Here is a 24,541-nt window from a genome sequence, read left to right as displayed (position 1 = left end):
ACTCCAGTCTTGGTGATTTTATATTTATTGTGCCAATCGAGGCTGTGTCATAACCTTATTAGGACATGACGATAGCATTTTTTGCCACAATTTTGCTATGATAATTTATATTCTACTCAGATACGTCTGAAATATTTTTTATATAAACTTATCATTTTGGCATCAATAGCCAATCAATAATTATGAATGGTCTGTTCAACAGCATCCAACATTTATAATAAATAAAAGGCAATGAGCGACCATTAAAACTCAGCAGTTACGGAGAACACCGTCATGAATGACACAATAGACAACCCTCAATTTAGCATAGCTGCTATCCAAATGAACAGTCAGCAAAGTATCGAGAGCAATTTAGCAGATATTCAATCTGCCATCATAGATGCTAAGTCCCAAGGCGCTGAGCTCGTTGTGATACCTGAGAACTGCTGTAGTATGGGGCAACAATTTGCGACTGCCGAGCGTTTTGACGCGCTTTCAGCGACGATGGCTGATTATGCTCGCACTCATGGTATTTACCTACTTGCAGGTTCATTGCCTTGTCCTTATCGTCCTGATGGTGCTGTAGTCCCTGACGGTAGATTGCGTCAAGTCAGTCAGTTGTTTGCACCAGACGGTACGCGGGTAGCACGCTACGACAAAATCCATCTATTTACTGCAACTATCGCTGATAAGCAAGGCAGCTATAACGAAGCAGCAACGTTTGAGCCAGGTACTCAGACGATAGTCGCTCCTTTGGAGTCAGGCAGTTCTGTCTATCAGCTGGGCATGATGGTGTGCTTTGATTTGCGCTTTCCTGCATTGGCGCAGCGTTTGCGCCAAGCAGGTGCCGACATACTGAGTGCCCCGTCTGCTTTTACCTATTTGACTGGGCAAGCGCATTGGTCACTGCTGTTACAGGCACGTGCTCTAGACAGTCAATGTATGGTGATTGGCGCCGCACAAGGCGGTGATCATAGGTACAAAGATGGTAATACTCGCCAGACATGGGGACATACCGCCATTACTACGTTTGATGGTAGGATCATTAACAGTCATGACAGTAGTGAGCTGACTTCCTCTACCACATCTGAAACAAATAAAGGCTATGCTATCGTCATGGCATCGTTCGACAGGCAAGCTCAAATACAAGGTCGACAAAAGCTACCAATCTTTGATTGCCATCGCTTAGCATAAACAATACTGCCTATCGCGAGGTTCGCTATTGGATAGTGGATAGGACTGCTATTAGGTAGGATTGCTCTCATTCTGAGCATGGGTTGCGCGCGGGTGGGCACGGTCATAAACTTGGGTCAGCTTGGCAAAATCAACATGAGTATAGATCTGAGTGGTACTAATATCACTGTGCCCCAGCATTTCTTGCACAGCGCGCAAGTCGCCACTGCCTGACAACATGTGCGAAGCAAAACAATGACGTAATAGATGCGGATACATGTTTTGGGCGATGCCTGCGCGTGCCGCCGCAACTTTTAAGCGCTGTTGTACAGCACGTGTAGATAGCCGAGTCCCGAGCTTTTCGCTGATAAACAAAGCATTATCCATTTGCTCGACCCATAGATTACGATGTGGTAGATAGCGTCCAATCGCTTCTGCTGCCTTTGCACCCAGCGGCACTAGACGTGTCTTATTACCTTTACCCGTGACACGAACGCGCAAATCAGACAAGTCAACATCCGCGATATCCAGTGCAACCAACTCGCCGACACGCAGACCACTACTATAGAGCAATTCGAACATCGCTTTATCTCGTAGCCATAAGCGCGCCTGCTCTGGTATATCGGGAACTTCTTGATCAAGCAGCTGGGTTAATAAATCGACATCAGCAATAGATGGCAGTGGTCTAGGGCTACGTTTAAGCTGATAGCCTGTGGCTGGATTAATACGTGCTAAGCCCTCTTCTATCAACCAACCATAAAAATGCCGAATCGCTGACAGCTCTTGCTGTACGCTAGCAAGCGCAAGCTTGTCTTCATCTAGGCGCTGACTGATATGCTGAGCCAATTGGCGCTTATCACAGCGTGTCCATGTCAAACGCTTGCCACGTAAGAACAGTGCCAACTGGTTTAAGCCTGCAAAATAAGCCGTGAGCGTATGCGGTGAGTGATTACGTATAGATAGGGTGTTGAGCCAGCGGTGCACAGGGGCTAGAAGCTCTCGTAATATCGCATCTGACTCTATACTGGTCGCCAGCTCATCTGACAGCCAAGGCATAGAAGGCGTAGAAGGAATAGCCTGCATCGCTTGACTGACTTTATTGGACATAACCATATCAAAAGCACCTGTGCCGTTTATATCATTTGCCTGACATTTATATCATTTTCCTGATGATAGGCAGCAGTCTTTAGACGTTATCAGCCTTCGGAATTTGGCTTGATACCTGCTTGCGCCATCAATCCATCTGGACTAAATACCCCTTCATAAACAAAGGCAGTCGGACCCGTCATCATGACTGAGTAGCCGGGCTGCCATTTGATAATCATGCTACCACCATAGAGCTGTGCACGGACTTCTTCACCTTCATCGAGCCAGCCTTCGCGTATACCAACTGCTACTGCTGCACAGGCACCAGTACCGCAAGCTTGAGTCTCACCCACGCCGCGCTCATATACACGCAGACGAATATGACGCTGATTCATCACCTGCATAAAGCCTACATTGACGCGGTCTGGGAAAGCAGGATGAGATTCGATTGCCTTACCTAACGTTTCAACTTCAGCATCGAGTACGTCGTCAACCTTGATGACGGCATGAGGGTTACCCATGTTGGCAACGTATAGCTGCACAGGCGTACCATTTACATCAAGGTGATAGGTGTTTTGAATTTTGGTCGTGGCTCTCGGGCTAAAAGGAATCTCGTTTGGTTCAAACCGAGGTTTACCCATGTCTACCTCTACCCAGCCAAACCGATCCGTGGTCAAAGAGATAATACCACTGGCAGTCTCCACACGCAGACGCTGCTTAAAAGATAGCTTACGGGCCTGCACAAAACGGGCAAAACAGCGCGCGCCATTGCCGCATTGCTCAACCTCGGTGCCATCAGTATTAAAAATACGGTAGCTAAAATCAACATCAGGACGCATCGGTGGCTCGACCACCAGCAATTGATCGAAACCGATACCCAAATGGCGATCTCCCAATAACGCTACCAAATCCTTAGTCAACTCCAGACGCTGGGTCACCAAATCGATAACCATGAAATCATTGCCCAGCCCATGCATTTTAGTAAACTCTATTAGCATATCCTTGATGTCCTATCCTATTTTTATGTATGGCTTATATTAGCACGCTGCCAGATACAATCATAATTATCACCGCGCTCAAATACTAACTTATCGTTATGACTAAAAATTGTTTTGGTTACTTAGGGTTTGCCATAAAAAACCCACCATTATCATAATGGTGGGTTTTCTTTATTACTCAAAAACAGTTTCAGTTTTACAGTTTCAGTTTTGCGGTTTTATTTATCCTGCCATAACATTTCATCAGCATATAACGCTTCGACCGTTTCGCGCTTACGGATCAGTTGATGGCTATCACCTGACACCATGACTTCGCTAGCACGCGGACGCGAATTATAATTGCTGCTCATTGTAAAGCCATAGGCACCCGCACCTGTCACGGCCAAGACATCATTGGTGCTTAATGACAACAAACGGTCTTTTGCCAAGAAATCACCTGTCTCACAAATCGCCCCAACGATATCCCACGGCTGCGTACCTTCCGTATCGATACCGTTGCTTGGGAGTGTGCTTGGGATCACGGCCATCTCAGCTTGATATAAAGCAGGACGAATCAAATCATTCATGGCAGCATCAACGATCGCAAAGTTCTTGTGCTCCGTTGGCTTAAGCACATCAACTTGCGTCAATAGCACACCAGCATTGGCCACAATACTACGACCCGGCTCAAAGAACACAGTCAACCCAAGCTCGCTAAGTTTCGGCAATAAGGCCTCGGCAAACTCATTAATCGATACTGGTGTCTCATCAATATAACGCACGCCCAGTCCGCCACCTAGATCAACATGGCGTAGCGCAATACCACTATCGCGCAGGCTATGTATCAGCTCAATAACTTTATCTAACGCCGCAACAAATGGCGCCACTTCAGTCAGCTGCGAGCCAATATGACAGTCGATACCAACGATATCGATATGCGATAGATTTGCCGCTTGCTGATAGACGGCTAGTGCGTCTTCATGAGTGATGCCGAACTTATTGTCTTTGAGGCCGGTTGAAATATAGGGGTGTGTTTTGGCATCGACATTTGGGTTAACACGTAATGAGATTGGCGCCCGCTTATCAAGTGACTGTGCGACCTCGTTGATTAGAGTCAACTCACTGATAGACTCGACGTTAAAGCAGCCAATACCTTGGGTCAGTGCATACTCAATATCGCTATACGTTTTGCCAACACCCGAAAACACAACGCGTGATGCGGCGCCACCTGCTGCCAGTACACGCATCAGCTCGCCACGAGAGACGATATCAAACCCAGCACCTGCCTGTGCCAACACACCAAGTACAGCAAGGTTAGAGTTTGCTTTTACGGCATAGCATACCTGATGATCAAGTCTGGCAAAACTGTCCGTATACGCCTGATAGACGTCGAGTATCGCCTGCTTTGAGTAGACATAGCATGGCGTACCATATTGTTTTGCTAGCTCATCGACACTGACCTGCTCCATATATAGCGCATCAGCGCGATAGCTCAGTGCAGGCAAATGAGCACTCAATGCCTTGGGGTCGATGTATAACCCTTGCTCAGTTTGGATAGTGACCGATTCGCCAGTTGCAGAGTCGGTCAAGTCAGCAGGTAGTTCAGAATGACTCATATAAACATCTCTAATATAATCAGGGTAACAGGGTTAACATAAATTTTGGGTAGCGAGCACGACCTAATGATTAGGTATCAGCAGTCGTTAAGCTTTGATAGCCAGACGCTAATAGTCATTGGGGTCCGTACTCGGTTCAGGTAGTAATTGCTGCTCATCTAGATAGTCGTTTTTTTGATAGGTATCGTCATCGATGCCTGCAAAGGCAGCATCTTGCGGATTACTTGTACTATTGAGTACAGATGAGCTGCCTTCGACTGTTTGGCTACTGGACTCAGCTAAATACAAGTCGCCTTTTTGTCCGCAGCCTGATACACCTACCATGACGGCGCTGCCGATAATGAGAGTAGCAATGGCACGGCGACTGGTAAGCAGATATGAGGTGTGCTCAGTGTTTGAGGGGCGAGATGTAATAGACATAAAGCGTATAACCTATGAGCGTGCAGTGGTGTAAGTGCGATAAAAAATCATAATGGACAGACAGTCAAATAGGCAGCTAAAAAACTGCCAATGCGATCATTTCAATCATAGCATTATTACACAAAGCTGTACGTATACTGAACATGAATGGCTAATAAATTTGCTAAATATTAAGCGTTATTTTGAAGCTGTTGCTAGAAATAAATAAAGTACTTCTGACAGTGTTGGATGCTTCCTTACCCTTCTTACTACCAACAATGCTGTCCTAAGATAATCGAACGCTTATGGCTATCGCACCCAAGTACGACTCATAACGATAGGTATGTCAACGCTTTGATAGCCTAATATGCAGCACTCTTAAGCCACACCATCATCGAGGTATAGGTACAAAAATATGTTACATTGTAGCGCGACCTTGGCACTATGATGAGCAGCTACAACAACCTGCAGCCTAGGACTATTTTATAAAATAATAAATTCACTGGTCCAAACTGGTCTAAGTATCATGCAAATCGACAGCATGTTTGTTTAATGTATTTATTATAAAAACGATACGATATCAACCTAACTATTTAGTAGTATTAATGCTGTATTGGCATAAGCATCTATTTATATTGCGGTATCTAACGCTTACGATATGATGATGCGCCACCTAACAAACACTAACCTGAGGATAGAGCATGAGCGACAACCTAACCACCACTTTTGATGACAAGAACACTGAAACATCAACCCTGACTAGCCCCACACTGGTTTTGAACTGCGGCTCGTCTTCCATCAAATACGCGTTGATTAGTGACGACAACTCTACTCGTATCACAGGTCTGGCCGAAAACTTAGGACTTGATACTGCTCGCATCAAACACACTACCCTAGATGGTGACAAGCTCGAGATATCTATTCCTGGTGGTCGACACAAACTGGCACTACAGAAAATCCTTGAGCTACTAGAGCAATATCACTTTATCGCTGTTGGTCACCGCGTGGTACATGGCGGCCGTGAGTACTCAGAAGCGGTACGCGTTGACACTCATGCGTTAGAAGAGGTGAAGCGCCTCAAAGCGTTAGCGCCCCTGCATAATCCTGCCAACGCCTTAGGAATTGAAGCAGTTCAGGCGATCTATCCTGATATTCCACAAGTGGTCGTATTCGATACTGCCTTTCATCAGACCATGCCGCCTGTTGCGTTCCGCTATGCACTACCAAAGTATCTATATGAAGAGCATAGAATTCGTCGCTATGGCTTTCATGGAACGTCGCACGCTTATGTCTCAGAACGCACCAGCCAAATTACTGAGTCTACAGGGCCACATGGCTGGCTAACGGCGCACTTAGGTAATGGTTGTTCCGCTGCTGCTGTATACGACGGCAAGAGCCTCGATACCAGCATGGGGCTGACACCGCTTGAGGGTCTAATGATGGGTACTCGTAGCGGCGACGTCGACCCAAGCCTGCACATGCATCTAAAGCGCCAACTGGGTATGAGCCTAGAAGAAACAGATAAAATGTTGAACAGTGACAGTGGTCTCCTCGGTATCTCAGGTCTGTCCAATGATTTGCGTACTATCGAACAAGCAGCTAGTGAAGGTCATGAAGACGCACAACTTGCTATCGAGATGTTCTGTTACCGCGCGGGTAAGTATCTCGCCAGTCTCAGCTGTGCGCTACCTGAATTTACCGGTATTGTCTTTACTGGTGGTATCGGTGAAAACTCAGACATTACACGTACCAAAATCTTGGCAGTGATGCGTCATTTCGGTATAAAAATAGATGCTGACAAGAATGCAAAATTGATACGCGGTAAAGAAGGCAGTTTTCATGCCGAAGATAGTAGCGTCGAGCTATGGGTTGTACCAACCGATGAAGAGTACCGTATCGCTCAAGAGACCCGTCAAGCACTAAATCTTGGCTAGATTGGGCAATATTGAGCAGTATTGAGCAATGATTAATTGGCATTCATTATAAAAATATAAAATAAACCATAGGATTTATTATGCAAACTATTTTACTTGTTCCCATTAGCCGCGGTATTGGCGTGACATCAGCCGCTCTTGGTTTGATTCGTGCTTTTGATTATAACGGCATCAAGGCCGGCTTTATGAAGCCATTCTTGCAAGATGACACGCTTGATAAGCAACATAGTCTAGACAGCTCAAACGCTCTAACCATGCATGCGTTTGGTCTAAAACCGCCAAAATCGATCAGCCGTCAGCACGTTGAGCGTATGCTAGGTGATGACAATTTAGATGACTTGATGGAAGAGGTAATTGCCAATTACCACACCATGGATAGTGGGCATGATGTGGTCATTTGCGAAGGACTTGTGCCTACCACGGAGACGTCTTACGCCTCGCAAATCAACCGTGCGCTTGCTCATGCTTTAGATGCCAAAATCATCTTTGTTGGTACAGCAGATATCAGTAAACCTGCTTATCTAGCGGACAAACTCGACGTCCATGCACGCGAGTTCGGCGGTGTCATCGATACCCGCACGCTGGGTGTGATATTGATGCGCGTACAAGACGTGCCCAATACCTTTGACAATCAACCAGTTGCCCCTGGTGAAGCAGTTGTTAGTTTAGACCCAACCTTTTTGCAAGAAGTGCAGCGCTTGTCGCCATCGTTCAATACCGAAGCGTTCCGTCTTATCGGTGTGGTGCCGTTTAGCGATTCACTGTCAGTACCGCGTACGTGGGATATCGCGACAGAGCTCGATGCTACATGGCTGAATGTCGGTGAAGCAAAGACTCGTCGTATCAACCGTATTAGCTTGACCGCACGCTCAGTGGCCCGAGTCAATGAAGTCTTTAAACGTGGCACACTAATGGTCGTCCCTGGTGACCGTGATGACTTATTATTGGCGGCGGGCTTGGCTTGTATCAATGGGATTCCACTTGCAGGACTGGTGCTGACTGGTGGTATCACGCCAGGCAAAACCGTGGCTGAGCTATGGCAGTCAGCGCTCAAAACAGGTATCCCTGTTATGAGTGTCGAGACCGACAGTTATGAAACGGTACAGAGCCTGATGCATATGAGCTCTGAGATTCCAAGCGATGATACCGAGCGTGCAGAAGAAGTGGCTCGTTACGTGGCGGCGCACTTAGATCTGAGCTGGATCAAAGAATACTTTAGCCGGAATCACGAACCACGCCTCTCGCCATCAGCGTTCCGTCATCAGCTGGTCAAAAAATCACAACAGGCCAAAAAACGCATCGTACTGCCCGAAGGGTCTGAGCCACGTACCGTTGAGGCGGCCTGTATCTGCCAAAGCCGCGGTATCGCCAACTGCGTCCTACTTGCCAAGCGTAGCGATGTCGAACAAGTCGCCAAAAACCGTGATTTGACGTTGCCAGAAGGGCTAGAAATCATCGATCCTGATAGTGTCGATATGAGCAAATACATCAGCGCAGTAGTAGAACGCCGCAAAGGCAAAACCAATGAAGATGTCGCTGCTGAATATCTAAAAGACACGGTATATCTTGGTACCATGATGCTGCAACTGGATGAAGTTGATGGTTTGGTGTCGGGCGCTATTCATACCACAGCCAACACGGTACGCCCAGCGTTTCAGTTGATCAAGACCGCACCGCAATACTCTTTAGTATCGTCTGTGTTTTTTATGCTGTTGCCTGAGCAAGTGGTGGTCTATGGTGACTGTGCCATTAACCCTGACCCCAACGCTGAAGAGCTGGCAGAGATTGCTATCCAATCAGCACAGTCAGCTGCCGCATTTGGTATCGATCCAAAAGTGGCAATGATCAGCTACTCTACTGGCTCATCAGGCGCTGGCGCGGATGTCGAAAAAGTCGCCCGTGCCACCCAAATCGTCCGCGAGCGTGCACCAGACCTAAAAGTCGATGGTCCACTACAGTATGATGCCGCCTCGGTCATGAGCGTGGGTAAACAAAAGGCACCTGACTCGCCTGTCGCTGGTCAAGCCAATGTCTTTATCTTCCCTGATCTTAATACAGGTAACACCACCTATAAGGCCGTACAGCGCAGTGCCAATGTCATCAGTGTCGGTCCTATGCTCCAAGGGCTCAATAAACCCGTCAATGACTTGTCTCGCGGTGCGCTCGTTGATGATATCGTCTATACCATTGCACTGACGGCGATCCAAGCACATAGCGACTTGATTTAATTGCTATAGGTCTTGCTAGTTATCCTCTTATATAATGCCGACTATCGCCATGATAGTCGGTTTTTTATTGTCGTTTTACTGGTGATGCGGTGACAGACAGTTGCTATGCGGACAGACAGTGGTGACAGATGCTCACCTGCCCTCTACAATGGTTCTATCACTTACTCATGACTGCCATGCTCTAATAGCTCATGTACCGTCACTACAATAAGCGCCTGACCCGTTATGACTATGTCTAATACCACAAGCAACCAGCAAAGCACACTCACCTCACCCCTACCTGCTATCCGCGCGTATCTTGGTGGCTCATTTGATCCGGTACATAATGGACATCTACAAGTGGCTATGTCTGTCTATCAGCATCTACTACCCATCGCTATACAACAACAGCGCGCCTTGCACGTATCTTTACTACCCAATGCCCGCTCGCCATTCAAGTCACAAAGCACAGATCCCAATCACCGATTAGCTATGTTGCAACTCGCAACGCAAGACACGCCGATACAGATCAATGAGCTGGAGCTATGGCAAACGCCACCTGTCTATACGATTGATAGTGTGCGCGCATTCAGACAGCAATATCCTCATGACAGCTTGATATTTATTATGGGTATGGATAGCGCGCATAGCTTGGACAAATGGAAAGATGGTTTACGACTCACTGACTATGTCAATCTATGGGTGTTCAATCGTGTAAGCCACGATAGTATTAATGATGAAATTTTTGACAATGTGTCGTCACTTGCAGATACAGCACCTGCTCAAGATATCTCTACTCTAAAATCGCAACTGCCATTACCATTGCAGCCCCATATCACAGACTCACCTATTACCCTATTAACCTCAAGTTCCAAATGCTTGAAAGACAGCACTCATTTAAATAGCTCTGATCCAAATAGCTTTGACTTGAAAAACGCCAATCAAGGACGCATTTATATAGATACGCGGTCCATCACTGCCGTATCCAGCACCCAAATACGTGAACAGCTACAAGAGCTGGCACAAAAAATAAATAAAATACCCGTCGCTGACAGGCAAATCGCATCTATAGCATCAATAAATGCTATCATTAGCAATACTGAATTCAATCCATTAGCTAAATGGCTAAATCCTGCTGTTTATCACTATATTATCGCCCATCAGCTATATTCTGCTGCTCAATTCCGTTAAAATCGCCTTATCTATGTCATTTTTCCTATCCTGTTTTTATGCATGACTGACAATATGTGATCAGTCGGATAAGACAAATTGACGTTTTACCCCTTTATTTTTAATATTTACGATTCAAGAGATTAAAGTTTATGACCAAAACCATGACTGAAGAACGCCTAAAAGAATGTTTGACCATAGTACAAAGCGCTCTAGATGATATGAAAGCAAAGAACATTACTGTAATGAATGTAGAAGACTTGACCGACGTCACCGAACGCATCGTCATCGCTGATGGTACCTCAAAACGTCATGTCCGTGCGATGGCGGATAGCGTTGGTGCTGAAGCCAAGCAATCAGGCTTTATGCCGCTGGGTCGTGAAGGCGGTATCGACTCTGACTGGACACTGATCGATTTGGGCGCAGTTGTCGTTCATATCATGACCCCGCAAGCGCGTGAGTTCTATGACTTAGAAGGTCTATGGTCATCACCTGACCAGTTGGCTGAGCTGGTTGCTACGCCGCGTGAAAAGAAAACTGCTGGTCGTCGCAACAAGAACAAATAAAGTCATTGAGTACAATGATCGCATCATCCTAAAAGCATGAGACCAAAAAGACCAGAATCATTATTCTGGTCTTTTTTTGTGCTTATATTTGAGCATATATGTCATGATAAATACCCATTAAAATGGCTAATAATGCGATAGCTTGCTATGATAATCTTTTCCTTTTTTGCCCAATTTTTGTCTTGTCTATGACGCTTTTATTAAGGACTGCTCATGTCTGCTGACCACAGCTCAAACCCTAAGATTAACCTACCCTTGCATGTGGCAAACTTAGTATGTGTCCGCGCGGGAAAAGCCATGCCGTTCACTCGTGAAGAGATGAGCGCCATTGACAAGGCACCCGTTGCAGCCCCTGTCGCCGTCAACTTTATGGGGTTGACCACTGACGAGCAAGCCGATCGCAAACATCATGGTGGCCCACTCAAAGCCGTGCATCAATTGCCAACGGCAACTTATGAAAAAATCAATGCAGAGTTTGACCTACAAGTACGCGTCGGTACGCTCGGTGAAAACCTTACCACTGAAGCCCTTGATGGCTTGCCTGAGATGGATGAGTCTAACGTCTGTATTGGCGACATTTATCAGTACGGTGGACATTTTGAAAACGGACAAGACAATATAAACGGTGAAGATAGCGTGCAACTGCGTATCGTGCAACCGCGCCGCCCGTGCTACAAAATCAATGACCAAATCGGCCAATTTACCAAAGTGCCCAATATCGCGGCATGGGTCAGCAAGCAAGGTATCTCAGGGTGGTATTTTCAAGTGGTGCGTGATGGCATGATTAACCCTGATTTGCCTGTATATTTAATCGAACGTCCCTATCCGTTTGCCACGCTAGAGACACTTTGGCAACTGGCAAACTCAGAAGAGAAGTTTGACACTGAGGTCATTGAGCCATGGCTGGCGATTGAGTGTTTGGAGGAGAGTTGGAAGAAAGTGTTGGCGAAGAAGATTCGGAAAGATTGAGTGTTATAAGCTTTAATGACGCTATGTTATCACTGTTGGTTAAATAATGAGAATATTAATATGAGTATTTATGCGTTGGAGGGCAAGCAGCTATTAGCAATCAAGCCTACTAGCTTTGTGATTGAGTCTATTTTTGAACGAGATGATTTACAAGAAGCTTTTAAAAATAATATTGATATTATCGCTCCTGATTGTATGGTGATAGCAGAAGAGTTCTCTGACTGGCAAGGCTCAAAAAAAAGAATTGATTTACTAGCTATTGATAAACAAGCTAATTTAGTCGTTATTGAACTAAAGAGGACTGAAACAGGCGACCATATGGAGCTACAAGCTCTACGGTATGCATCTATGATCTCAACTATGACATTTGATGATGCTATAGAAGTATTACAAAAATACAAACAACGAAATGGTTATCTCAGCTACTCCTTAGACGATGCACAGTCTGAAATTAAAGATTTTGTTGAGGACGGTATTGTTGAAACAGGTTTTGCAGAAGATGTTAAAACAGTCTTAGTCTCACAAGATTTTTCTGCCGAGTTAACAACCTCAGTCATTTGGCTGAATGAACGTAATTTAGACATTACTTGTATGAAAATACAACCCTATAACGATAATGGAAAAATACTGATTGATATTCAACAAATCATTCCTTTACCTGAAGCAGAAGATTATCAAATCAAGGTAAAACGTAAACTAGAGGAAAAAAGAGATATTCGTAAAGACAGCTCACGAGATTATTCAAAGTACCGATTTAATGATATGGAGTTAGGTAAAGGTAGACTTGCGCTAGAAATTATCAAATATTACTTTAACAAACATAGAAATAGATCTATTGATGCACTAGTCAATGATTTTGGTAGTATTGCTCACTCTCAGCCGATTGTAGAAAGTTTAAAGGTAGCTCAAGATCATGCTAGAGCTAAAGGTAGGGTTAGATATTTCTTGAATGACAATGATATTTTGAGAATGGATGATGGTTCTCTATATGTCGTATCAAGCCAATGGGGTAAAGCGAATATTGAAGAGTTTATTGAATTTGCTACTGACGCACTTGGTTATGAAATCGAAAAACTTTTAACTCCAAACAGTCCAGAAAAAAGAAAGGTATCAATTGAAGATTATAAAATCATTTAACTCGAAGATTTAACAATCCTTGTAAATAGAAATGGTACAACAGTGAACGCTAAATCTGTACTAAGAAAGCTTTGTGATCAGCTCAATATTGAGCTTGATAGTGGTAGTGGTAGTAGTAACCAAAAGAATACTCGTAATCTAGGTAATGAGGTTATTAATGCTATTGAGCAAAGCAAATTATAAGTAGGCGAAATATAAAAAACTATTACCTCAAACATCTTATCTACCCTCTCCTTACAGAGCATTTCATGGTGAAAAACATCTTTTTAGCACTTGGCTTAACTCTGCCTTTGATTGGCTGCGTCACGACCACTGCACCAGTCGCCACTACCAAAAATTACAGCGTTGATAGTGATACTTACCAAGCCAGTGGCAAAAGCCAACGCATCAAAACCATCGTCCTACATTACACCGTCTCAGATAATGAACGCTCAATCAAAACATTAACCAAGGGCAATGTGAGCGCGCACTATCTGGTCTTGGACAGTGACGATGATAAAATTTATAACCTCGTACCCGAATCTGAGCGCGCGTGGCATGCAGGCGACGGTGGCTTTTCAGGACGAACCATCCTCAATGATACCTCTATCGGTATCGAAATCGTCAACGCAGGGATCAAACCTGAATATCGAGACGCGCTAAAGAATGGCGATATGGATTACCATCCTTATGAGCATTATGTGGCATTTGATGAATTGCAGATTAAGAAAGTCGCAGAGCTAGTACAAGATATCGCCAGACGCTATGATATCTCACCGAAGAACATCATCGGTCACTCGGATATGGCACCCTCGCGCAAGATCGACCCCGGAGCAAAATTCCCGTGGGAGCGACTGTATTTCGATTACGGTATCGGCGCTTGGTATAATGAAGCGGACAAGCAAGACATTATGAATCGGCGTACCCTGGTCGCGCCAAGCGTGCAGGAGATCAAGCAAGCCTTTCGCACATACGGCTACCAAATCAACGATACCGACGAGTGGGACAAACCTAGCCGTGATGTGATCTATGCGTTTCAGCTGCATTTCAGACCGCAGCAACCAACCGGTAATATGGATAGCGAGACCTATGCGATACTACAGGCGCTCAATATGAAGTATGCTGGTCGGGATGACTTCTATTGAAATTAGGTATTAGCGATTAATAACTATTTATCTACCCATAACAACAATGAAAAAGGAAATATGATGAGCACCCTATTTAGTGTCAATTTAAATAAACTCGCCTTAATCAGAAACTCTCGCGGCACAGATTATCCCAATCTGTTGTACTTTGTGAAGAAGCTCATAGATTTGGGTGTCAAAGGCTTTACCGTGCATCCGCGACCTGATGAGCGTCATATCAGATACCAGGATGTCTATGATATCAGTGCATTCTTAAAGGACTATCCAGAGATTGAGTTCAATATCGAAGGTAATCCAAATGAGCAGTTCTTAAAGATTATCCGCGAAGTCAAACCGCATCAGTGTACGCTCGTGCCCGATAGCGAAGACCAACTGACCTCCGATCATGGTTTTGACATCATTAAACACAAAGACATGCTGTCAGCACTGAGTCATGAGCTGCAAGCATTTGGTACACGCTGCGCGGTATTTATCGATCCTGATATCGAACAAATCAAAGCCGTCATCGACAGCGACGTGCAAACGATCGAGATGTATACCGAAGAATGGGCACGCGCCTACAGTAATGGTAAGAGTGATGCAAATATTGATTTCGATGAGGTCAAGCAACGCTTTAGCGACTGTATCACCCTAGCCAATCAAAACGGTATCCGAGTCAATGCGGGTCATGATTTGAATTTGGATAATTTGGCTGATCTGCTCGCGCTTAGTGATATCGCTGAGGTGTCTATCGGTCATGCGTTTACCATCGAGTCTCTAGAGCAAGGCATGGACAACGTGGTGCGTCAGTATTTGACGATTTGTGCTTAAACTGCATCAATAAGCAAATAGTTTGGTTCTATTAGTAGTTTCAATATTTTCATGCTCAACAGATCCTAAGCAAACACTAATAATATAAAAAAAGGAATTTTTATGTATCAAGCCTTTCAACAACACCTACAACAAGAAATCAGCGGCATACGCGACGCAGGTCTGTATAAAAACGAGCGCGTGATCACCTCTCCGCAAGATGCACTCATCACCATCGCCGATGGTCGTGAGATGCTTAACTTCTGTGCCAATAATTACCTTGGACTGTCTGACCACCCTGAGATTAAAAAAGCGGCTACCGAGGCTATTGAAGACTCAGGTTATGGCATGTCATCGGTACGTTTTATTTGTGGTACGCAGGATTTGCATAAACAACTAGAGGCGGCGATTTCTAAGTTTTTTAATACCGAAGACACGATTCTTTATGCGGCCTGTTTCGATGCCAATGGTGGTGTCTTTGAGCCACTGCTAACCGCAGATGACGCCATCATTTCTGATTCGTTAAACCATGCCTCAATCATCGATGGTGTGCGCCTGTGTAAAGCCGCACGTTATCGCTATGCCAATGCGGATATGCAAGACTTAGAGACTCAGCTGCAAGCAGCGCAAGCACAACGTTTTCGTTTGATTGTCACCGATGCCGTGTTTTCAATGGATGGTAATGTGGCGCCGATGGATGAGATTTATGCGTTGGCACAAAAGTACGATGCCATGGTCATGATTGACGAGTGTCATTCAGCTGGCGTCGTCGGTCGTACGGGTGGCGGCGTGACTGAATTGTTTGACCTACGCGGTGATATTGAGCTGATCACAGGTACATTGGGCAAGGCATTTGGCGGTGCGATTGGCGGCTTTACGACGGGTAAAAAAGAAATGATTGAGATGCTGCGTCAACGCTCACGCCCGTATCTGTTTTCAAACTCTATTCCGCCCATGATCGCAGCCGCTGGGTTAAAAGCGTTTGAGATGCTAGCAGAAGACAATACCCTACAAGACAAACTGCATGAAAATACCGCCTATTTTGTGAAGCAAATGCAAGATGCAGGCTTCGACATCAAGCCCACCGAATCGGCAATCTGTGCAGTGATGCTGTATGACGCCACTGTCTCGCAGCAAATGGCAGAGGCGCTGCTTGAGGAATGCATTTATGTGATTGGCTTCTTCTACCCTGTTGTCCCCAAAGACGAGGCTCGCATTCGCGTCCAGCTCTCTGCTGCCCATACTCGCGCGCAGCTCGACCAGTGTATCGCCGCCTTTATCAAAGTCGCCAAGCAAATGGAAGTGATTGCTTAGGTGTTTGATAATTCATAGGTAGGCACTACTTATAGCTAAAATAAGAGGAAATTATGAAAGCACTGGTTAAAACTCATGCCAAAAAAGGCATCTGGATGCAAGACGTGCCAGAACCAACGGTCGGCATCAATGACGTCAAAATAAAAATTAAAAAAACCGCTATCTGTGGGACAGATTTGCACATTTACAAGTGGGATGAGTGGTCACAAAACACCATAAAGACGCCAATGATTATCGGGCACGAATACGTCGGTATCATTAGTGAAATGGGCGATGGTGTCAAGCATTTTGCAGTGGGCGACCGCGTTACAGGCGAAGGGCATATCGCTTGTGGGCATTGCCGTAACTGCCGCCGTGGTAAGCTACATGTATGCGAAAACACCATCGGTGTGGGCGTCGATCGCGATGGCGCGTTTGCCGAATATTTGGTGATCCCTGCCGATAATGTCATCAGACTCGATGAGCGTATCAGCGATGAGATGGCCGCCATTATGGACCCCTTTGGTAATGCTACTCATACTGCCCTTTCATTCCCTGTACTGGGTGAAGATGTGCTAGTCACGGGTGCAGGGCTGATTGGATCAATGGCAACAGCTATTTGCCGATTTGCCGGAGCACGTAATATCGTGGTCAGTGATATTAGTGATTATCGCCTAGAGCTTGCCAAAAAAATGGGTGCGACGATGACCATCAACCCAGCCAAAGGTGAAACCATCGAAGGCGCTATCGATACGTTAAAAATGCACGGCTTCGATATTGGGCTTGAGATGTCAGGCTCGCCTCAGGCCTTTGATTCGATGATTAGTAATATGTATAACGGCTCTAAAATTGCGCTCTTGGGCATTTTGCCCAACACTACCACGGTGGATTGGAGCAAGATTATTTTTAAAGCGTTAACCCTAAAAGGTATTTATGGTCGTGAGATGTGGGAGACGTGGTATCAGATGGAGCAAATGCTGATTAGCGGTATTGATCTCTCGCCTATCATTACCCATCGCATGCACATTGACAACTTTCAAGAAGGCTTTGATATCATGGAAAGTGGACAATGCGGTAAGGTAATTTTAAGCTGGGATTGATTTTGGCGATTTAGTATTTGAGGAGTCGTGGTTAGCTTTTATATCATGGCAACTTATAAAACGGCACTGATTTCAGTGCCGTTTTTTTTCAGGTATTGAAAAGTGATCAGATAGGTAAATCATGAGTAATTCTAACCAAGATAAGCTTCAAAAGTACTTGGCAAAAAAGCCAAGTAAGCATAGGGAAAGGAACAGGAAGCGAAACCTGTTTCAGCTGGTAAGACTCAGCTTTAAGAACCTATACGACATCAAAGCCTCTTATAAATAATTATTTAGATAAGTACTGCACCTTGGCTTTAGACTGAATTTGTATATGATAAGCTTAGCTTGAAATATTAAATTAGCTTGTACTTAAGACTCACAGTCAGTTTGTTTTGAATTTTTTTAAGATCTTTGCTACTCACATAAAACTTTTTAAGAGATATAGAATGTGGAATATACAAGGAGTAATACCACCTATTGCTATCGGCGAAGAAGGTCATAGCCCTAAACGCTCTCCATATCCAATTAGCATCAATGAATTCGTACAGAATTTCGCATTCTCAACTGAACGAATTGAAATACTTATTGGATTCTTAGCATATAGAAGAGCTATATACTTATCTGGTATTGAAGCAGGTTTTCAATGGGTAAATGGAAGTTTTGTTGAAAACATAGAGTCAATTGCTGAACGTGCTCCGAACGATATTGATGTTGTGACATTTAGCAACTTATATAAAACTATACCCGATTATATCGATTGGGCTGAAAGGAATAATAATTTAGTTGACAATCCAATCGCTAAGAGTCAATACAAAGTCGATTCTTACTGGGTTGACATGGACTTAGGCTTTAATGAAGCCAGTATCAAACGATGTACTTATTGGTACAGTATGTGGTCTCATCAAAGAGATACTAATATTTGGAAAGGTTTTTTTGTTATTCCTTTATCTCCTAGCGAGGATATTGAGGCTCTCAAGTATCTTTCTGAATTAAATATAGAGTCTAACAATGCGTGAAAATGACTATAACAAGTTACTTGCTGAAAGAAGTACACTTGAAGGCCTAATAGACGAAACACCACCTTATGCTATTGTCGATAGGATGAGCCTAGAGTCACGTTTAAAAAGTGTTCAAACCGCAATTAATAAAGTCGATACTCGTAGGTTAGTGAAAAAGACCATTTTTACATTCAGGGGTAAACCAGTTCATAAAAGTCACGGTATTACAGCTGAATTTTCTGGTAAAGCTATCGATAGTCTAAACGATATGATTGCAAGTGTAGTTGCTAGTTTGAGTAATAATTTACGTTTTTCAGGACCCATACCAAATAGAAATCAGCATCAACTGTTAATAACAGGTACTGCAACTGGTTCATTTGGTTTTGAATTAGAGTTACCAGAACCTGATCACGACTTGCTAGCAGAAAGAAATGGAACTGAAACAGCCATAGATGATATACAAAAGCTACTACAGTATGGAATTGATGGTACAGACGAGCAAATTAGTGATGTAATTAATGAGATACACCCAAGAGCTGTTCGTAAAGTACATGATTTTCTTGAACTAATGTTTCGTAGTGAAGCTTTGTTTGCAATGGAATTCAATAAAAAATTAACTCGCATTGATTCCCAAAATGTTTTAGAAAAACTCATTTTACGACTTTCAGAAGAAAATATTAGTGAAATTTTCGAAGAGTACAAAGGTGAATTTCAAGGAGTTTTACCTAATTCTAGAACTTTCGAGTTTACAGAATATTCTGATAGAACTTTGATCAAAGGTAAGATTGACCACACATTTGAAGACCCAGACGTGATAAATCGTGAGTATTTGCACAAACCTGTCACAGTTAAGTTCAAGGTTGTACAATATGGACAAGCCAAACCTAAATATACTTTGCAAGATATAAAGAAAATTAATTGACTGATTATTGCAAGATTCTAATAGAAAGAACTTTCATTAGTCATCAATAATTATCTAAAGGCGCGTTTTGGTCCAAATTAACAGGTACAAGCGAAAGGCGGGAAATAGCTTTCCTACTTTAAAAAGCCAAACACAAAACACAAAAAAGGTGAGCATTACGCCCACCTTTTTTATATCTACAATAATACTCTAAACCAACTTAGTCTATCTAAACCAAGCGCGAGCGTTACGGAACATACGCATCCACGCGCCGTCCTCATCCCATGCTTCTGGTTTCCAGCTGTGGTTATACGCTTTTAGGTTACGCTCAGGATGCGGCATCATGATAGTGACGCGACCGTCGGTGCTACATAGACCCGTGACACCGCCGAGCGAACCGTTTGGATTGAGCGGATACGTCTCAGTCGGATGACCTTGGCTATCGACATAACGCATGGCGAGCTGACCATGGTTTGCCATACCGTCGATTTCGTTGTTGTCTAGCGTGGCATAACCTTCACCATGCGCCACCGCGATTGGCAAGATGCTATCTTGCATACCTTTGAACAGGATCGACTTGGTACGCTCAACTTTTACGTTGACGGTACGCGCTTCAAATCGAGCGGATTTATTTGCGACGAAACGTGGGAAGTTTTCTGCACCTGGGATGAGGTCTTTTAACTGAGCCATCATCTGACAACCGTTACAGACACCTAAGCTAAAGGTATCAGGACGGGCAAAGAAGCGTACAAACTGCATGCGTAGCTCGTCATGGAACAAGATAGAGTTCGCCCAGCCAGAGCCTGCGCCGAGTACGTCACCATAACTAAAGCCACCACAGGCGACCAGACCGTCGAAGTCACGTAGATTGATACGGCCACTGAGTAGATCACTCATGTGCACATCGACCGCTTCAAAGCCCGCTTGGGTAAAGCCTGCTGCCATTTCTGTCTGACCGTTGACGCCTTGCTCGCGCAGGATGGCGACTCTTGGCTTCTCTTCGCGGCTAGCCAAGTACGGCTCTTCAACTTTTTGATTCAGATCAAAGTTTGGCGCAGCGATTAGACCTTTATGGCTCGCGTCGCTAATCAAGTCATACTCTTGCTGTACGCACGCTGGATTATCACGGCGACGCGCGATCTGATAGCTGACCTGCGTCCACGCTTGCTGTAACTCAGTACGGCTAAAGCGTAGCGTGTCATCACCCATGAGCGTTGGTGTTTGGATAAGTAAGCTGTCTTCTTCAGAGCTTTGACCCACAAGGCTGAGCATATCGCTAACGTTAAACTCTTCTGCCAATTGCATTAGAGCCGCGACGTTTTCTGGTAGTACTTGGATGACCGCGCCCAGCTCTTCACTGAACAGCTGACCGAGTAAGTTATCATCATCTAATGACAGCTTGATACCCTGACGGCTGGTAAACTGCATCTCAGCGATAGTTGCTAGTAGACCACCATCACCGATATCGTGATAGGCGCTGATAACGCCTTGTGCGTTACCTGCTTGCACAAAGTTAAAGAAGTCGACCAAGTCGCTTGGCTGCGCTAGATCTGGGCAGTCGTTACCCAATTGGCTCAGCGTTTGCGCAAGGATTGAACCGCCGAGGCGCAGTTTACCTTTAGACAAGTCAATACGGTAGAACGCGCTATCGCCATTGATCAGCTCAGGCGTTAGTGTTTTTGCCACATCAACGACAGGAGCAAAGGCGGTAATCACAAGGCTCATTGGTGAGACCACTGATTTATCTTGATTGTCACCATTCTCGTTATCAGTCCAGTTAGCACGCATGGATAGCGAGTCTTTACCGACGGGGATAGCGATACCTAATGCTGGGCATAGCTCTTCACCGACGGTATGTACCGCATCAAACAATGCAGCGTCTTCGGCATCATCACCGCACGCTGCCATCCAGTTCGCTGACATGGTGATGTCAGACAACTGAGCGATACGCGCACCAGCGATGTTGGTGATTGCTTCACCCACTGCCAGACGCGCAGAGGCTTTTGGACTGATAAGTGCAACAGGCGTACGCTCACCGATACTCATCGCTTCACCAGTCATCACCTGACCGTCTAGCGCGATCAATCCTGACGCCGTCACTGCGCAATCTGCCACGGGCACTTGATAGCGACCCACATACTGATCACGCACGACCATACCCGTGATAGAGCGGTCACCGATACTAATCAAGAATGATTTACTAGCGACCGTTGGGTGACGCAATACATCGGTAATTGACTCGGCTAGATTAACGTCATCAAGCGCTAATGCTGGTAGTGTATTCTCTTGACGCTCAAAGCTACGCTTCATCTTTGGCGTGCCACCGAGCAATACTTGCATCGGCATATCGACAGGCTGCTCAGCGAGCAATGTATCATTAACAACCAATTGACGCACATCCGTAGCTGTACCCAAAATAGCATACGGGCAACGCTCACGCGCGCAGATCGCATCAAACTGGGCTTCGCTATCTGGGCGAATCGCGAGGACATAACGCTCTTGCGCTTCGTTTGACCAGATGGCCATTGGTGACATGCCAGCTTCTAGCGATGGAACGTTACGCAGGTTAAGTACCGCGCCCATCTCATGGTCATTGACCAGCTCTGGCATCGCATTAGAGATACCGCCCGCGCCCACATCATGCAATGACACGATAGGGTTACCGTCTTTGCCATTATTGCTCGCATCGACATCACTACCCGCTAGTGCCCAGCAGCGATCCATCACTTCTTGGCAACGACGCTCCATCTCAGCGTTGTCACGCTGGACTGAAGCAAAATCCAAACCTTCATCAAGGTCACCGCTATCGACCGACGATGCGGCACCGCCGCCCAAACCGATTTGCATCGCAGGACCACCAAGGACGATGAGTAAGTCACCTTGTTGAATGGCGTTTTTTTCAATGAGGTTGCGTTTGATATTGCCGTAACCACCTGCCAGCATGATTGGCTTATGATAGCCACGCATCTCGCTGCCGTCTTTTGCCGCTGACGTATCTAGCTGAAAGCTACGGAAATAACCACACAGATTAGGACGACCAAACTCATTCGAGAAGTTGGCACTACCTAATGGCGCTTCGGTCATAATCTCAAGGCTGGTTGCCATACGATCTGGCGTGCCATACGCTTGCGTGCTCAGTTGACCTGACTGCTCCCATTTCTCAGCGAGCTCTGGGATATGCAAATGTGATACGTGAAAACCAGTTAGACCACCTTTTGGCTTGCCACCACGACCTGTTGCGCCTTCATCACGAATCTCACCGCCAGCACCCGTCGCTGCACCAGAGTATGGCGCAATCGCTGTTGGGTGGTTGTGCGTCTCAACTTTCATCAGGATATCGATTTCTTCTTGATGGAAATCATAAGGATGAGCAGAATTTACATCCATAGCGTCGGTCGGAATCGGATAAAAACGCATACCATTAGCGCCTGCCATCACCGCAGCGTTGTCTTTATAAGCAGACAAGATGCCTTGCGGATTAGACTGGTAGGTGTTTTTAATCATTTGGAACAGTGATTTGGGTTGTACCTCGCCATCGACGGTCCACTGGGCATTGAAAATCTTATGACGGCAATGCTCTGAGTTCGCCTGTGCAAACATCATCAGCTCAACGTCAGTTGGGTTGCGTTTCAACTCATTGACGTACGCATTCATCAGATAGTCGATATCTTCACTGGATAATGCAAAACCAAACTCGGTATTGGCCGACTCTAGCGCTGCCTGACCTTGCCCGATCACGTCGATATGATTCAGTGATGCGGGCGCTTGATCGTCGAACAATTTGCTCACATCGCTCAAGTCATAGACTAGGCTCTGAGTCATACGATCAAACAATAACTGCTCGGCATCTACTGGTAGTTTTTCGCCCACTTCACCATCGATTGTTAGTGTATAAACAACGACACGCTCAACGCGGTTGATCTCGATTTCACAGTTATTAAAGATATCTGTCGCTTTACTTGCCCATGGTGAGATGGTGCCGAAACGTGGCCCAACAATGACTTGGTATTGATTGTCTTGCGGCGCCGCTAACGTTTTTGATGGGTCAACCGCCAGGAGATCTAGCGCTTTTTTGTGCTCCTCACCAGATAGCTCTCGTGATAACACATAAACTTGCTGAGTATTTATTTGACTGACATTTAGCTCGGTTTTTTGCTGGAACTGACTGATGAGTTGCTGCGTCTGAAAATCGGTAAGAAACGGTTGTCCGGCGATGGTCATCATAAAGGCATAATCCGTAAGATCAAGGCATCTCTGCCATGCTAAGTAAATGGTCTGGGTATTATAACAAGAAGACCTATAATAAGCAGGTCTAAACCAAGATAAATTGCTGATAAGTTGCGCGCTACTGCTATCGAATAGTTGCAGAATAATAAGCTTGTGCCACGGTTTATCCATTACCCTGCTAGTGCTGTACGAGACAAACAAAAGTGAAAAATACACAGCGTCACACTTTTTACTTAACCCTCATACTCCTTACAAACACTCACATCGCATTACTGGGGACCTATATAAATGTATGGGTACAACTCGGTATTCTACACCCAGATAAAAACTAAAACGTGTAACCAAAACGTTTCACTATAATTTTAATGTAAAAGGGATATCCTATGAGCAAGCAAGACCAAATTGATAAAATCCAAAACGTCATTAAAGATGTAAAGTTTGCGATGCTGAGCACTGTTAATAGCAAAGGCGATGTACACGCGTGGCCAATGACGACTAGCGAAGCGAGCATCGGTGGCAAAGAGATTTGGTTCATCGGTGATAAAACGTCAGACATAGTAAAAGACATCCAGAATAACGAAAAAGTCGGTCTGTCTTATGCTTCTCAAGATGAGAAAGACTATGTCTCTGTGAGTGCCAATGCAGAACTGCCAACGGACAAAAATAAGTTAGAAGAATTGTGGTCACCAGTTTACAATGCATTTTTTGAACATGGTAAAGAAGATCCAAACGTACAGCTAATCAAAGTCGTACCACATGGTGTTGAGTGCTGGTTAGGCGGTAGTTCTACTATTAATATGTTCAAGATGGCAGCAGCAGCATTACAAGATGGCAAAACAGCTGAAGACATCGGCGAACAGTTCGAAGTATCGCTATAATCTATAAGTATTGAATCATAAGTATTAGATAAGACG

Annotated in this window: 20 protein-coding genes; 15 read left to right on the top strand and 5 right to left on the bottom strand. The window is 45.0% G+C overall.

Annotated elements, in window-relative coordinates; translation table 11 throughout:
- The first annotated feature begins 273 nt into the window (after positions 1-273).
- Positions 274-1,173: a nitrilase-related carbon-nitrogen hydrolase gene (locus tag AC5JPY_RS09090; protein WP_443525256.1), complete on the top strand. Its 900-nt coding sequence runs from the start codon at positions 274-276 to the stop codon at positions 1,171-1,173.
- Positions 1,174-1,224: 51 nt separating this feature from the next.
- On the opposite strand, the gene AC5JPY_RS09085 is transcribed toward AC5JPY_RS09090, so the two are convergent.
- From AC5JPY_RS09085 to lptM, 4 genes are all read right to left on the bottom strand, one after another.
- On the bottom strand, positions 1,225-2,265 hold the full coding sequence (locus AC5JPY_RS09085; RefSeq protein ID WP_443525254.1) for a tyrosine recombinase XerC: 1,041 nt from the start codon (positions 2,263-2,265) through the stop codon (positions 1,225-1,227).
- Between the two features lie 83 nt (positions 2,266-2,348).
- Positions 2,349-3,236, bottom strand: a complete 888-nt coding sequence (gene dapF, locus AC5JPY_RS09080; protein WP_319051200.1) for a diaminopimelate epimerase — start codon at positions 3,234-3,236, stop codon at positions 2,349-2,351.
- A 218-nt stretch (positions 3,237-3,454) separates the two neighbouring features.
- Positions 3,455-4,684, bottom strand: a complete 1,230-nt coding sequence (gene lysA, locus AC5JPY_RS09075) for a diaminopimelate decarboxylase (RefSeq protein WP_443525545.1) — start codon at positions 4,682-4,684, stop codon at positions 3,455-3,457.
- Positions 4,685-4,939: 255 nt separating this feature from the next.
- Complete coding sequence (gene lptM / locus AC5JPY_RS09070) at positions 4,940-5,251, bottom strand: LPS translocon maturation chaperone LptM (protein WP_443525253.1); 312 nt, start codon at positions 5,249-5,251, stop codon at positions 4,940-4,942.
- A 680-nt stretch (positions 5,252-5,931) separates the two neighbouring features.
- Here lptM and AC5JPY_RS09065 point away from each other — a divergent pair.
- The 13 genes from AC5JPY_RS09065 (at position 5,932) to AC5JPY_RS09005 (ending at position 19,421) form a co-directional block, all read left to right on the top strand.
- Positions 5,932-7,164: an acetate/propionate family kinase gene (locus tag AC5JPY_RS09065; protein ID WP_319051202.1), complete on the top strand. Its 1,233-nt coding sequence runs from the start codon at positions 5,932-5,934 to the stop codon at positions 7,162-7,164.
- Between the two features lie 80 nt (positions 7,165-7,244).
- On the top strand, positions 7,245-9,392 hold the full coding sequence (gene pta / locus AC5JPY_RS09060; protein WP_443525252.1) for a phosphate acetyltransferase: 2,148 nt from the start codon (positions 7,245-7,247) through the stop codon (positions 9,390-9,392).
- A 225-nt stretch (positions 9,393-9,617) separates the two neighbouring features.
- Entirely contained in the window at positions 9,618-10,562 is a 945-nt protein-coding gene (locus AC5JPY_RS09055) for a nicotinate-nicotinamide nucleotide adenylyltransferase (RefSeq protein ID WP_443525251.1), read from the top strand.
- Between the two features lie 131 nt (positions 10,563-10,693).
- Entirely contained in the window at positions 10,694-11,107 is a 414-nt protein-coding gene (rsfS, locus tag AC5JPY_RS09050; protein WP_443525250.1) for a ribosome silencing factor, read from the top strand.
- Positions 11,108-11,320: 213 nt separating this feature from the next.
- Positions 11,321-12,076 carry an MOSC domain-containing protein gene (locus AC5JPY_RS09045; RefSeq protein ID WP_443525249.1) on the top strand — a complete coding sequence of 252 codons (756 nt, stop codon included), beginning with the start codon at positions 11,321-11,323 and terminating at the stop codon, positions 12,074-12,076.
- A 60-nt stretch (positions 12,077-12,136) separates the two neighbouring features.
- The gene (locus AC5JPY_RS09040; RefSeq protein ID WP_443525248.1) at positions 12,137-13,213 is read left to right on the top strand and encodes a hypothetical protein; all 1,077 of its coding nucleotides are present in this window, start codon (positions 12,137-12,139) and stop codon (positions 13,211-13,213) included.
- 42 nt (positions 13,214-13,255) lie between these two features.
- Positions 13,256-13,396: a hypothetical protein gene (locus tag AC5JPY_RS09035; protein ID WP_493852357.1), complete on the top strand. Its 141-nt coding sequence runs from the start codon at positions 13,256-13,258 to the stop codon at positions 13,394-13,396.
- Positions 13,397-13,461: 65 nt separating this feature from the next.
- Positions 13,462-14,337 carry an N-acetylmuramoyl-L-alanine amidase gene (locus AC5JPY_RS09030; protein WP_443525246.1) on the top strand — a complete coding sequence of 292 codons (876 nt, stop codon included), beginning with the start codon at positions 13,462-13,464 and terminating at the stop codon, positions 14,335-14,337.
- Between the two features lie 63 nt (positions 14,338-14,400).
- A complete protein-coding gene (locus tag AC5JPY_RS09025) occupies positions 14,401-15,147 on the top strand; it encodes a pyridoxine 5'-phosphate synthase (protein WP_443525244.1) in 747 nt (248 codons plus the stop codon).
- A 102-nt stretch (positions 15,148-15,249) separates the two neighbouring features.
- Positions 15,250-16,440: a glycine C-acetyltransferase gene (kbl, locus tag AC5JPY_RS09020; protein ID WP_443525242.1), complete on the top strand. Its 1,191-nt coding sequence runs from the start codon at positions 15,250-15,252 to the stop codon at positions 16,438-16,440.
- Between the two features lie 53 nt (positions 16,441-16,493).
- Entirely contained in the window at positions 16,494-17,519 is a 1,026-nt protein-coding gene (gene tdh, locus AC5JPY_RS09015; protein WP_443525240.1) for an L-threonine 3-dehydrogenase, read from the top strand.
- Positions 17,520-17,947: 428 nt separating this feature from the next.
- Positions 17,948-18,517 carry a DUF6932 family protein gene (locus AC5JPY_RS09010; protein ID WP_372887599.1) on the top strand — a complete coding sequence of 190 codons (570 nt, stop codon included), beginning with the start codon at positions 17,948-17,950 and terminating at the stop codon, positions 18,515-18,517.
- Positions 18,510-19,421, top strand: a complete 912-nt coding sequence (locus AC5JPY_RS09005) for a hypothetical protein (RefSeq protein WP_443525238.1) — start codon at positions 18,510-18,512, stop codon at positions 19,419-19,421. Before AC5JPY_RS09010 ends, AC5JPY_RS09005 begins: the two co-directional genes overlap by 8 nt.
- A gap of 204 nt (positions 19,422-19,625) precedes the next feature.
- On the opposite strand, the gene purL is transcribed toward AC5JPY_RS09005, so the two are convergent.
- A complete protein-coding gene (gene purL / locus AC5JPY_RS09000; RefSeq protein ID WP_443525237.1) occupies positions 19,626-23,624 on the bottom strand; it encodes a phosphoribosylformylglycinamidine synthase in 3,999 nt (1,332 codons plus the stop codon).
- Between the two features lie 386 nt (positions 23,625-24,010).
- Here purL and AC5JPY_RS08995 point away from each other — a divergent pair, with 386 nt between their 5' ends.
- On the top strand, positions 24,011-24,505 hold the full coding sequence (locus AC5JPY_RS08995) for a pyridoxamine 5'-phosphate oxidase family protein (protein WP_319051217.1): 495 nt from the start codon (positions 24,011-24,013) through the stop codon (positions 24,503-24,505).
- Positions 24,506-24,541: the final 36 nt, after the last annotated feature.

The organism is Psychrobacter sp. H27, assembly GCF_059072655.1.
Note: the sequence above shows the minus strand (reverse complement) of the source record. Positions and strands in the feature narration are given on the sequence as shown.